Raw genomic sequence first — 11,659 nt, forward strand, 5'->3', positions numbered from 1 at the left:
CCGGGGTGGGCCACATACGTCGGCGGGGACGGAGTCACCCATCCGAGTGACGGGTTGTAGGGTGATCCACAGAGAACCGGAGGCACCGTGTCCGAGGTCGTCCTGATCGTCACGACAGTCGCCAGCGGCCTGGTCGCAGGGCTGTTCTTCGCCTTCTCCGCCGCGGTCATGCTCGCCTTGGCCCAAGTGGACGACCGCGCGTTCGTCGACACCATGCAGCGGGTCAACCGGCGCATCCAGAACCCGGTGTTCGGCCTGGTGTTCCTCGCCGCCCTGGTCGGCAGCCTGGGCGTGGTGCTCATCGAGTTCACCGCCGCCGACGACCCGCGCCCGGCCGTGCTCGCGGGCGCGGTGCTGACCGTGTCGTCCATGGTGGTCACGTTCGCGGTGAACATCCCGCTCAACAACCGCCTCGACGCGGCCGGGCCGGTGGACGCCATCGCCGACCCGAGTGCCGTCCGGCGCGCGTTCGAGCCGAGGTGGGTGCGGTCCAACCACGTGCGGACCGTGCTCTCGACCGCGGGCCTCGCCCTGTACTGCGCGGGCCTCTAGTGGACGGTTACGACGAGACGGTCGCGCGGCTGCGCGCGGCGGGCTGCGTGTTCGCCGAGGAGGAGGCCGCGCTCCTGCTCGACCTGCCGGACCCGGGGCGCGCCATCGCGCGCCGGGTCGCGGGCGAGCCGCTGGAGCACGTGCTCGGCTGGGCGGAGTTCGCGGGCCTGCGGGTCGCGGTCGACGCGGGCGTGTTCGTGCCGAGGCGGCGGACCGAGGCGCTGGTACGCGCCGCGGTGGCCGCGGGCGGGTCGGTCGTGGTGGACCTGTGCTGCGGCTCCGGGGCGGTCGGCATGGCGGTCGAGGCGGCGCTGGGGGCCGTGGACCTGACCGCCGTGGACATCGACCCCAGGGCCGTCGCCTGCGCGCGGCGCAACCTCGGCGCGGACCGCGTGCTCGAAGGCGACCTGTACGCGCCGCTGCCCGAGCGCCTGCGCGGCCGGGTCGACCTGCTGGTGGTGAACGCGCCGTACGTGCCAACCGACGAGATCGCGCTGATGCCGCCCGAGGCCCGCGACCACGAGCCGATGGTGGCGCTCGACGGCGGGTCGGACGGGTTGGACGTGCACCGCAGGGTGGCCGAGGGCGCGCCCGACTGGCTCGCGCCGGGCGGGCTGCTGCTCATCGAGGCCCACGAGAGCCAGGTGGCGGCCGCCGAGGCGGTCTTCGCCGGGCACGGCCTCGTCGTCGGCGTGGTGCGCGATCCCGAGGCGACGGTCGTCACAGGGGCGTTGGGGACGCGTCAAGGAACGCGCTGACCGCGTCAATGCGCCGTTCGGACCACTGGGGACGGCGACGCCACGGGCGTGTGCTCGGGGCATGACGCTGTTCGACCTGGTGCCCACGCTGGGCCGGTCCCACCCGGTGGCCCTGGAGCCCGGACTCTGGCCGCGCTCGGCCCGCATGACCGACACCGCCGACCTCGTCGTCGGCGGCGTCTCCCTGATCGCCCTCGCCCGCACCCGGGGCACCCCGCTGCACGTGCTCGACCTGGGCGAGGTCGACCGCCGCGTCGGCCTGCTGCGGGCCGCGCTGCCCGAGGCGGAGATCGCCTACGCCTGCAAGGCGCTGCTGTGCCGGGGCCTGGTGCGCCGCCTCGACGCGCTCGGCTGCGCGCTGGACGTGTGCTCCGGCGGCGAGGCCGCCGTCGCCGAGGCGGCGGGCTTCCCGGCCGAGCGGATGATCATGCACGGCACCGCGAAGACGACCGCCGACGTCGGCCGCCCGGTCGGCCGGATCGTGCTGGACCGGCCCGACGAGCCGCTGCCGCCCGCCCGCGCGCAGCGGGTGCTGCTGCGGATCGCGCCCGAGGTGGACGCCCGGACCCATCCCAAGATCACCACCGGCACCGGGGCCCAGCAGTTCGGCGTGCCGCTGGCCGAGGCCGAGGACGCCGTGGGCGCGCTGCTGGCCCGCCCGGGGGCGCACCTGGTGGGCCTGCACTGCCACCTCGGCTCCCAGGTGTTCGCCGTGGACGCCTACGAGGAGGCCGCGCGCCGCATGGTGCGGCTGCTGGGCCGCGTCCGCGAGCGCTACGGGCTGACCCTGGGCGAACTCGACCTCGGCGGCGGCCTCGGCGTGCCCTACCTGCCCGGCGACGCCGACTTCGACCTCGCCGGGTACGCCCGCAGGGTGCTCGTGGCCCTCGCCTACGAGTCGGGGAAGGCGGGTCTGCCCCGCCCCCGGCTGACCGTCGAGCCCGGCCGCTGGGTCGTCGGCCCGGCCGGGGTGGCGCTGTACCGGGTCGCCGCGGTCAAGGGCCGGTTCGTCGTCGTGGACGGCGGGATGAGCGACAACCCGCGCCCGGCGCTCTACGGCGCCCGCTACCACGCCCGGCTCGTCGGCCGCCGGTCCACCGCCGTGCTGGTCGCGCACACCGTCGTCGGCCGCCACTGCGAGGCCGCCGACGTGCTCGCCGACGTGCCCCTGCCCGCCGACCTGCGGCCCGGCGACCTGCTGGCCGTCCCGGTGACCGGCGCCTACCAGCTGTCGATGGCCTCGAACTACAACGCCGTCGGCAGGCCGCCGCTGGTCGCCGTCCACGACGGGACCCACCGGCTGCTGCTGCGCCGGGAACGGGCGGCCGACCTCTTGCGCAGGGACGTCGGCTGAGGCTTCGATAGCGCCTGTGAACCCTGGGGACCTCCTCGCCGAAACACCCGAACCGCCCTACTACGCCGTCATCTTCACCTCGCTGCTCACCCCCGACACTGCCGGTTACGCCGAGGCGGCCGAGCGGATGTTCGAGCTCGTCAAGACCATCCCCGGCTACCTGGGCGCGGACGGGGCCCGCGACGGGGTCGGCATCACCGTCTCCTACTTCCGGGACGAGCCCGCCATCGCCGAGTGGCGGGACCACCCCGAGCACGCCGAGACCCGCGAGCGCGGCCGCGAGCAGTGGTACGAGGCCTACGAGCTGCGGGTCGCCAAGGTCGAGCGCGCCTACGGCTTCCGCAGGTCCACAGTGGACTAGACGGGGTGACGGCGGTCACCCCGCCCGCATGGTGGGCGGCCCCCGTCGCGCCAGGCATACTCCTCTCCGGAGCACGCCGAGAGGGGTTCGATGAGCACGCAGTGGGAGGACGCCGCGCGCGAGGTCGCCAGCGCCCTGGCCGCCGACGCGGTCGAGCGCGAGGCCAAGGGCGGCGAGCCGCGGGCCGAGGTCGACCTGCTGCGCGCGCACGGCCTGCTCACCGTGCCGGTCGGCGACTGGCCGCTCGTGCACCGGGTGCTCGCCGAGGTCGCCGCCGCCGACGCCTCGGTCGGCCACCTGCTCGGCTACCACTACCTGCACGTCTGGCGCCTCGGCCTGTTCGGCAGGCCGGAGTACGCCGACGAGGCCCGGCGCGCCACCGCCGAGCACGGCTGGTTCTGGGCGGGCGTGGCCAACCCCCGCGACGACGCCCTCGTGATGTCCGAAGTGGACGGCGGCTACCTGGTCAGCGGCCGCAAGATGTTCGCCACCGGCGCCAGCGTGGCCGACCGGTTGGTGGTCAGCGCCGTGCACGGTGCGCGCAAGGTCACCTTCGTCTGCCCGGGCGACGCCCCCGGCCTGCGGCCCCTCGGCGACTGGGACAACCTCGGCCAGCGGCTCTCGGCCAGCGGCGGTGTCGAGTTCACCGACGTCTTCGTGCCCGAGCACGACATCCTCGGCGCGCAGCCCGACCCGGCCGACCCCCGCTACCCGATGGCGAACCTGCCCGCGCTCGCCTTCCAGCTCGTCCTCAGCCGGGTGCTCACCGCGACCGCCCGGGGCGCGCTGGCCACCGCCGCCGATTACACCCGGCGGTTCACCCGCGCCTGGCCCGCGTCCGGCGTCGAGAAGGCCGTCGACGACCCGCACACCCTCGCTGCCTACGGCGTCCTGACCGCCCGCACCGACGCCGCCGACCTGCTCGTCGACCGCGCCGCGGCCGCGTTCGCCGCGGCCGACGCCGAGGGACCGGCGCTGACCCCCGAGCAGCGCGGCGCGACCGGCCTGGCGATCGCCTCGGCCAAGGCGCTCGCCTCCGAGGTGGCGCTGGAGGTCACCGGGCGGGTGTTCGAGCTGACCGGCGCGCGGGCCACCGCGAACCGCTACGGCCTCGACCGCTTCTGGCGCAACGCCCGCACGCTCACCCTGCACGACCCGGCCGTCTACAAGGCGGCCGAGGTCGGCAGGCACCTGCTCACCGGCGAACTGCCCCCGGTCACCGGTTACAGCTGATGGAGCCGACCCTCGCCCACAGCGTCCGGCTCGACGACGACGGCGTGCGCATCCTGGACCGCCGCCGCTTCCCGTTCGAGCGCGTCTGGGTCCGCTGCGCCACCGCTGCCGACGTCGCCAAGGCCATCGCGGACATGGTCACCCAGTCGTCCGGGCCGTACTTCGCCGCCCTGCAGGCGATGGTGCTCTCCGCGCGGGCCGCGGCGCGCCTGCCGGACCCGCGCGCGGCGATGGCCGCCGACGCCGCGCTCATCGTCGCCGCCCGCCCGACCAACGACCACCTCGCGAAGGCCGTCGCGTTCGTCATGGACGCCTTCGACCCCGACGACGTGGTGGGCTCGGCCGAGCGCGGGGCCGCGCTCGGGGACGCGGCGTACCGCTCCCGCAGCCGCGCCCTCGGCGAGCACACCGCCGCCCTGCTGCCCGACGGCGCCCGCGTCCTGACGCACTGCTGGGCCGACCTCTACCTCACCGAGACCGTGGCCGCCGCCCAGCGGGCGGGCCGGACGCTGTCGTTCGTGTGCACCGAGACCCGGCCCTACCTGCAGGGCGCCCGGCTTACCGCGGAGACACTGGCCGAGATGGGCGTCGACACCACCCTCATCACCGACGGCATGGGCGCGGCCGTGCTGGCCGACGGCGCGGTCGACACGCTGGTGACCGCCGCCGACCGCGTCGCCATGGACGGCAGCGTCGTCAACAAGGTCGGCACGCTGGGCCTGGCCGTGGCCGCGCATGCCTTCGGCGTGCCGTACCTGGCCATGGTCCAGTCGCCCGACCGGACCGCGGCGACCGGCGCGGACGTCCCCATCGAGCACCGCGACGGCGACGACGTGCTGCACACCCTCGGGCACCGCACGGCGAGCACCCGCGTGCGCGGCCGCTACCCGGCCTTCGACGTGACCCCGCCGCGCTTCGTCACGACCGTCGTCACCGACCGGGGCCCGTTCGCGCCCGACGCGCTCGACCGCTATTGGGAAGGATCGCAGTGACCGACACGATTGACTGGGTCGTGCTGGACATCGAGGGCACGATCATGCCCACGAGCGGCGTGCACGTGGTGCTCTACGACTACGCCCGCCCCCGGCTCGGCCCGTGGATCGACGCCAACCGGACCGACCCGCTGGTGGCGGGCGCGGTCGCCGAGATCCGCGCCGAGGCCGGGCTGCCCGAGTCAGCGGGCACCGACGAGATCGTCGCGGTCCTGCACGGCTGGATGGACGCCGACCGCAAGGCCACGCCGCTCAAGACGCTGCAGGGCCTGATCTGGCAGCGCGGCTACGCCAGCGGCGACCTGGTCTCGGAGTACTTCCCGGACGTCGTGCCCCGGCTGCGCGCCTGGCACGCCGCTGGCGTGCCGATGGCGATCTTCTCGTCCGGCTCGGTCGCCGGGCAGATCGCGTCGTTCTCCAGCACCACCGAGGGCGACCTGACCGGCCTGTTCCGCCACCATTTCGACACGGTGAACGCCGGGCCGAAGCGGGAGGCGGCCTCCTACGCCGCGATCGCCGAGGGCCTCGGCGGTCCGGCGCCCGAGCGCATCCTGTTCCTCTCCGACGTGCCCGCCGAGCTCGACGCCGCCGCGGCCGCGGGCTGGCGCACGATCGGCCTGGCCCGGCCGGGCGAGCCGTACGCCGACGCCGACTTCGGCGCCCACCGCGTGGTCGCGTCGCTGGAGGATGTCGAGGTGTCCCGTGCCTGACGCCCTGGCGGCCGGGGCCGCCCTGGCCGCCGAGAGCGCCCGCTACACGGGGATGGGCTGGATGCGCGGCACGTCCGGGAACCTGTCGGTGACGCTGTCCCGCGACCCGCTGCGGCTCGCGGTGACCGCGTCCGGCCTGGACAAGGGCGAGCTGGCGCCCACGGACTTCGTCGTCGTCGACGGCGCGGGCGAGCCGGTGGACGAGCAGCCCGGCGGGCCGGGGCTGCGCCCGTCCGCCGAGGCCGGGCTGCACGCCCGCATCGCCGCGGTGTCCGGCGCGGGCGCCGTGGTCCACCTGCACATGCTGGCCCCGGTAGTGGCCGCCGAGCTGTGGCCGTGCGGGATCGTGCTGCGCGACCTGGAGATGCTCAAGGGCTTCGGCCGCTCGGCCGAGGACGACGAGGTCCGGATCCCGGTCGTGCCGAACAGCCAGGACATGCGCGTCCTCGGCGACGCTTTCGAGCGCGGCTTCGACCCCGCCACGCCCGCCCTGGTGGTCGCCCGCCACGGGGTGTACGTGTGGGGGGACGACCTGATGACCGCCCGCCACCGGGCCGAGTGCCTGGAGTGGCTGCTGCGCTTCGCCACGGAGGTGGCCCGATGACCCTGCTGACCGTGTGGCCCGACACCGACCCGGCCACCGTGCTGACCCGCACCGAGGACCCGGCCGAGATCACCGCCGTGCTGTCCGGCATCGGCGTGCGCCTCACCCGCTGGACCGTCGTGGACCTGCCCGCCAAGCCCACCTCGGATGAGGTGCTGGCGGCCTACCGGGCCGAGGTGGACGCGGTCATCGCCGCCGAGGGCTACATCCACGTGGACGCGGTCTCCATGACGCCGGAGGACACGCCGCAGTGGCGTGAGCAGGCGGCGGCCGCGCGGCAGAAGTTCCTGTCCGAGCACACCCACGACGACGACGAGGACCGCTACTTCGCGCGCGGCTCCGGGATCTTCTACCTGCACGTCGACGGCAAGGTCCACGCCGTGCTGTGCGAGGCGGGCGACCTGCTGAGCGTCCCGGCGAAGACGACCCACTGGTTCGACATGGGCACGACCCCGGACTACGTCTCGATCCGCTTCTTCCACGACGACGACGGCTGGGTGGCGTCCTTCCTGGAGGAGTCCGTCGCCCACCGGTTCCCGACGTTCGACGAGATCACGGCCGCGCGCTGAACCAATCCGGGTGCAGCGCGGCCACCAGCGACTCCTGCGCCCAGTTGAACCAGACCAGCTCGGGCGCGTCGCCGCGGACCCCGGTGCGCGGGAACGCGACGAAGCGGACCATGCCCAGCACGCCGATCCACTCGTCGGCCTCCTCGCGCGGCAGGACGTGCTGGCTGCCCGTCGAGCAGCGGTGGATGAACCGGCGGGCCGCCGCGCTGTCGCCGAGCGCGGCGGTGTGGCGGGCGCGGAAGGCGTCGGACTCGGCCCGGTCGGGGTAGGCGTCGGGGAACATCCGCCTTGCCACGTCCTCGCTGGTGGTCCGCCTGCGGAACAGCCCGCCGGGCTCGGCGTCGACGGCTCCGGTCTCCAGGAACCGGGCCAGCCTCTCCACGTGGTGGGTGAGAGTCGCGGCCACGTTGTCCGACATGCGGACCAGGACGCCGTCGCCGGTCGAGGCGGTGTCGAAGTAGTCGTCGGAGACGTCCGGGTTCACGCGATCACCGCGGCGTGGATGCCGTAGCGCTGGAAGCGGACCACCATCGCCTCGGCCGACTCCCGGTCGGGCAGGGCCGCGACCTGGGCGTGCCCGCGCTGGTGCACCACCTGCGCTGCGGCCGTGGCCTGCTCGGGCGGCATGCCGCAGACCGCCGCCAGCGCGTGCAGCACCACGGCGACGGAGGTGGTGTCGTCGTTCACGAGGGAAACCGGCCAGGTCACGCCCGGCAGTATGCCGTCAGGCCGAACCGAGGTTGAGCAGGGCGCTGATCTGCCCGGTGCGGGACTGCACCACCTTGTCGGCGAACTTCTTCACGTCGGGGCTCACCCCGTCGGTCAGCTCCCGCCGCGCCATCTCGACGGCGTTGTGCTGGTGCCCGGTGAGCACGCTGACGAACCGCTCCTCGAACTCACCGTCCGGCGCGGCGGCCAGCGCGGCCAGCGACTCCGGGTCGGTGATGGGCATGCCGCCGTGGTGGGCGTGCGCGTCCGGGTTGGTGTCGACCTCGGTCGGCTGGCCCCAGCCGGTGAGCCAGGCCTCCATCTGGCCCACTTCGGTGCGCTGGGTCGCGCCGATCGCGGCGGCCAGCTGGGCGACCTCGGGGCGCACGGCGCGCTTCTCGGCCAGCGCCACCAGCTCGATGCCCTGCTCGTGGTTGGCGATCGCCATCTGCAGGTACATCACGTCGGCCAGGTTGTAGTCGCCCACGGCCGGGGACGGGGGAGGGGCCTGCACGGGCTGGTGCCCGTGCCCGTGCCCGGCGGCGGGCGAGGACGGCGCGAACTCGGCTGGCAGCGGGCCCGCGCACCCGGTCAGGGCCAGGACCAGGGCGAACAGCGCGCAGCGGCGCATGGGGACTCCTGGGGGGACGCCGGTGGAGCCCGCCGCGCCGCGGGCTCCACCGGGGGTGGTCAGATCCGGGCCCAGAGCGCCGGGGTCGTGTCCGGCTCCCAGCCCGCCAGTGCCGTGTGCGCCTGGAGGCAGCGGTACGAGGCGCCGTTGTAGGTCACCGTGGAACCGGCCGAGTACGCCGTGCCGACGGCCCACGTGCCGGTGGACGGCGGCGTGGTGGTGGTCGTGGTCGTCGGCGGCGTGGTGGGCGGGGTGGTCGGCGGCGTGGTCGGCGGCGTGGTGCCGCCACCGCCGATCTGCAGGTCGACGCAGTTGTAGAAGGCCATCGCGGTGTCGGCGATGTTCCAGATGGCCAGCACCTTCTGCCTGCCGCTGTAGCCGCCCAGGTTGACCTGGTGGGTCACCCGCGAGCCCGGCTGCGCGCCGTTGTCGTTGAACAGCGCGACCCGGGTGCCGCCGATGTAGTACTCCCACGTCGTGGTGCGGTGGCGGGCGGTGATGATCCAGTTGAACGTCACCGAGGAGCCCACCGAGGTCGCCCGCCACGGCTTGGAGTCGTCGTTGAGGTCGGCGAAGCGGGACACGCCGCCGTGGCAGTTGCGCTGGCCCTTCGGGCCTTCCACGCTCTGCGGCTCGTACTTGATGGACCCGCAGGACACGGTGCCAGCGGCGCACTGCGCCTGCCTGCTCGGCGGGGTCGAGATGTACCCGTGCGCCGCGGCGGGCGACGCGGGCAGGGCGATCATGATCAGCGGGCTGATGCCCACACCGGCGGCGAACATGGCCAGTTTGCGCTTGTGCTTCATTGTCTGCTCCTCCACGGGGGCGGACTGCGTTTCCGCCGGGCCGTCGCCCGGCGCAGGGGGTGGAAACGGGCAAGCAGTGGGACGCCTGCCTCCCGGAAGTACAGCTTTGGTCTAGACCATAACCAGCCTGCTGATCACCCGTCAAGACCAGCGGGCTGCTCCGGCTTGCCGTTCTTACCAGCGGGCCGCGTCGGGTGCGCCATACCGATTCGTCATATGGTCGAGGTGGTGGATCGGCGAGGCTGTCATACCCGGCGGATACGGTCGGGTAGTTTGGGACACCTGTTCGACCAGCGAGCCATTTCCCCGGGGAGCGACGAAAGTGACAGCCGAGACCCTCTACGGCGCCGACGACCTCACACACCTTGAGGGGTTGGAGGCGGTCCGCAAGCGGCCCGGCATGTACATCGGCTCCACCGACAGCCGCGGCGTGCGCCACCTGTTCACCGAGATCGTCGACAACGCCACCGACGAGGGTGTCGCCGGTCACGCGGGCCGGGTCGTGGTGACCCTGCACGCCGACGGCAGCGTCCAGGTCGACGACGACGGCCGCGGCATCCCGACCGGCGTGCACGCCAAGTCCGGCCTCTCCGGCGTCGAACTCGTCCTCACCCGGCTGCATGCGGGCGGCAAGTTCGGCGGCTCGGGGTACAAGACCTCCGGCGGCCTGCACGGCGTCGGCGCCTCCGCGGTCAACGCCCTGTCGCTGCGCTTCGACGTGCTCGTCAAGCGCGAGGGCAAGGTGCACGAGATGTCCTTCGCGCACGGCGTGCCCGGCGTGTTCGACGGGCCGGGGCCCAAGGCCAGGTTCACCCACCAGTCCGGCCTGCGCGTCACCGGGAAGATGAAGCGCGGCGAGTCCACCGGCACGTCCATCCGGTACTGGCACGACGCCCGCTACTTCGAGAACGGCGCCGCCCTCGACGTCGAGACCGTCCGGGCCAAGCTGCGCAACACTGCCTTCCTCGTCCCCGGCGTCACCTACGTGCTGCGCGACGCCACCGACGGCGCGATCGCCGAAGAGACGTTCCACTTCCCCGGCGGCCTGACCGACATGGTCGCCTTCCTCGCCCCCGACAGCGAGCGCGCGGTCTCCGGCACCCTGCTGATCGACGGCGAGGGCGTCTACCACGAGAACGCCGCCGACGAGAACGGCGTCATGCGGTCCAAAGTGGAGCGGCGCGCCGAGGTCGAGGTCGCGCTGCGGTGGGGGACCGGCTACGAGCGCACGGTCGAGTGCTTCACCAACACCATCCGCAACATGCACGGCGGCACCCACCGCAAGGGCTTCGAGCGCGGTGCGGTGAAAGCCCTGCAGGACGCCATCTCCAAGACGCGCGGGCTGCTGAAGCCCAAAGAGGACCTGCCGACCCTGGAGGACGTGCTGGAGGGCATGACCGCGGTCGTGCACGTGCGCATCCCCGAGCCGCAGTTCACCTCCCAGACCAAGGACGAGCTGTCCACCGCGGGCATCACCAAGGTGATCCAGGGCGTGGTGGAGAAGCACATCAGGGCATGGACCGAGGACCGCAGGACCAAGTCCGAGGCCAAGGTCGTCCTGCAGAAGATCGTCGACGCAGGCCGCGTGCGCATCGCGCAGAAGCAGCAGAAGGACGCCGCCCGGCGCAAGACCGCGCTGGAGGGCGCGGCCATGCCCGCCAAGCTGGTCGACTGCCGCGCGACCGGGGTGGCCCGCAGCGAGCTGTTCCTGGTCGAGGGCGACAGCGCCCTCGGCTCGGCGCGGATGGCGCGGGTGTCGGAGTACCAGGCGCTGCTGCCGCTGCGCGGCAAGATCCTCAACGTGCAGAAGGCGAGCCTGGCCGACACCCTGCGCAACGCCGAGATCGCCTCCATCGTGCAGGTCCTCGGCGCGGGCACCGGCCGCACGTTCGACCTCGGCGCCATGCGCTACGGCCGCGTCATCATCATGGCCGACGCCGACGTCGACGGCTCGCACATCCGGACCCTGCTGATCACCCTCTTCGCCAAGTACATGCGCCCGGTGATCGAGGACGGCAGGCTCTACGCCGCCATGCCGCCGCTGCACAAGGTGCAGACCCGCGGCCGCAACGGCCAGACGTTCTACACCTTCACCCAGCGCGAGATGGAGCAGAAGGTCGCCTCGCTGACCAAGTCGGGCAAGCAGGTCATCACCCCCGTTCCCCGGTTCAAGGGCCTCGGCGAGATGGACGCCGACGAGCTCTGGGAGACCACGATGAACCCCGCCACCCGCTCGGTCCGCCGCATCACCCTCGACGACGCGGACGCCGCGGAGGCAGCGCTGGAGCTGCTGATGGGCGAGAAGGTCGAACCCCGCCGCAACTGGCTGGTCGACTCCGCCGCCCGCGTCGACCAGGACGCCATCGATATCTGATCCCCCC

The 11,659-nt window shown here is 73.5% G+C and carries 14 protein-coding genes; 10 read left to right on the top strand and 4 right to left on the bottom strand.

All coding sequences use genetic code 11. The features are described from left to right. Nucleotides 1-87: 87 nt before the first annotated feature. From IEY98_RS24155 to IEY98_RS24195, 9 genes are all read left to right on the top strand, one after another. The gene (locus tag IEY98_RS24155; protein WP_229787329.1) at nt 88-552 is read left to right on the top strand and encodes an anthrone oxygenase family protein; all 465 of its coding nucleotides are present in this window, start codon (nt 88-90) and stop codon (nt 550-552) included. After that, nucleotides 552-1,310 carry a putative protein N(5)-glutamine methyltransferase gene (locus IEY98_RS24160; RefSeq protein ID WP_189212887.1) on the top strand — a complete coding sequence of 253 codons (759 nt, stop codon included), beginning with the start codon at nt 552-554 and terminating at the stop codon, nt 1,308-1,310. Before IEY98_RS24155 ends, IEY98_RS24160 begins: the two co-directional genes overlap by 1 nt. Nucleotides 1,311-1,371: 61 nt before the next feature. Further along, on the top strand, nt 1,372-2,664 hold the full coding sequence (gene lysA, locus IEY98_RS24165; RefSeq protein ID WP_189212888.1) for a diaminopimelate decarboxylase: 1,293 nt from the start codon (nt 1,372-1,374) through the stop codon (nt 2,662-2,664). A 16-nt stretch (nt 2,665-2,680) separates the two neighbouring features. Then, nucleotides 2,681-3,025, top strand: a complete 345-nt coding sequence (locus IEY98_RS24170; protein WP_189212889.1) for an antibiotic biosynthesis monooxygenase family protein — start codon at nt 2,681-2,683, stop codon at nt 3,023-3,025. A 90-nt stretch (nt 3,026-3,115) separates the two neighbouring features. Then, complete coding sequence (locus IEY98_RS24175; protein ID WP_189212890.1) at nt 3,116-4,258, top strand: acyl-CoA dehydrogenase family protein; 1,143 nt, start codon at nt 3,116-3,118, stop codon at nt 4,256-4,258. Continuing rightward, on the top strand, nt 4,258-5,250 hold the full coding sequence (locus tag IEY98_RS24180) for a translation initiation factor eIF-2B alpha/beta/delta subunit family protein (RefSeq protein WP_189212891.1): 993 nt from the start codon (nt 4,258-4,260) through the stop codon (nt 5,248-5,250). The genes IEY98_RS24175 and IEY98_RS24180 overlap by 1 nt, the downstream gene beginning before the upstream one ends. Then, nucleotides 5,241-5,960 carry an acireductone synthase gene (gene mtnC, locus IEY98_RS24185; RefSeq protein WP_373292445.1) on the top strand — a complete coding sequence of 240 codons (720 nt, stop codon included), beginning with the start codon at nt 5,241-5,243 and terminating at the stop codon, nt 5,958-5,960. Before IEY98_RS24180 ends, mtnC begins: the two co-directional genes overlap by 10 nt. Next, nucleotides 5,953-6,564, top strand: a complete 612-nt coding sequence (gene mtnB, locus IEY98_RS24190; protein ID WP_258907395.1) for a methylthioribulose 1-phosphate dehydratase — start codon at nt 5,953-5,955, stop codon at nt 6,562-6,564. The genes mtnC and mtnB overlap by 8 nt, the downstream gene beginning before the upstream one ends. Further along, nucleotides 6,561-7,133: a 1,2-dihydroxy-3-keto-5-methylthiopentene dioxygenase gene (locus tag IEY98_RS24195; protein WP_189212894.1), complete on the top strand. Its 573-nt coding sequence runs from the start codon at nt 6,561-6,563 to the stop codon at nt 7,131-7,133. The genes mtnB and IEY98_RS24195 overlap by 4 nt, the downstream gene beginning before the upstream one ends. On the opposite strand, the gene IEY98_RS24200 is transcribed toward IEY98_RS24195, so the two are convergent. The 4 genes from IEY98_RS24200 to IEY98_RS24215 are packed head-to-tail and all read right to left on the bottom strand — an operon-like array spanning nt 7,117 to nt 9,278. Continuing rightward, the gene (locus IEY98_RS24200) at nt 7,117-7,617 is read right to left on the bottom strand and encodes a DUF2017 family protein (RefSeq protein ID WP_189212895.1); all 501 of its coding nucleotides are present in this window, start codon (nt 7,615-7,617) and stop codon (nt 7,117-7,119) included. The two genes, IEY98_RS24195 and IEY98_RS24200, sit on opposite strands and share 17 nt — an antisense overlap. Continuing rightward, nucleotides 7,614-7,841, bottom strand: coding sequence for an ATP-dependent Clp protease adaptor ClpS (locus IEY98_RS24205; protein WP_189212896.1), 228 nt, complete (start codon nt 7,839-7,841; stop codon nt 7,614-7,616). Before IEY98_RS24205 ends, IEY98_RS24200 begins: the two co-directional genes overlap by 4 nt. A gap of 16 nt (nt 7,842-7,857) precedes the next feature. Further along, entirely contained in the window at nt 7,858-8,472 is a 615-nt protein-coding gene (locus tag IEY98_RS24210; RefSeq protein ID WP_189212897.1) for a DUF305 domain-containing protein, read from the bottom strand. 59 nt (nt 8,473-8,531) lie between these two features. Continuing rightward, on the bottom strand, nt 8,532-9,278 hold the full coding sequence (locus IEY98_RS24215) for a lytic polysaccharide monooxygenase (protein WP_189212898.1): 747 nt from the start codon (nt 9,276-9,278) through the stop codon (nt 8,532-8,534). 322 nt (nt 9,279-9,600) lie between these two features. Between IEY98_RS24215 and IEY98_RS24220 the strand changes: the two genes are divergently transcribed. Beyond that, the gene (locus IEY98_RS24220; RefSeq protein WP_189212899.1) at nt 9,601-11,652 is read left to right on the top strand and encodes a DNA gyrase/topoisomerase IV subunit B; all 2,052 of its coding nucleotides are present in this window, start codon (nt 9,601-9,603) and stop codon (nt 11,650-11,652) included. Nucleotides 11,653-11,659 lie beyond the last annotated feature (7 nt).

This window comes from Actinokineospora fastidiosa (assembly GCF_014648415.1).
Lineage (GTDB): Bacteria > Actinomycetota > Actinomycetes > Mycobacteriales > Pseudonocardiaceae > Actinokineospora > Actinokineospora fastidiosa.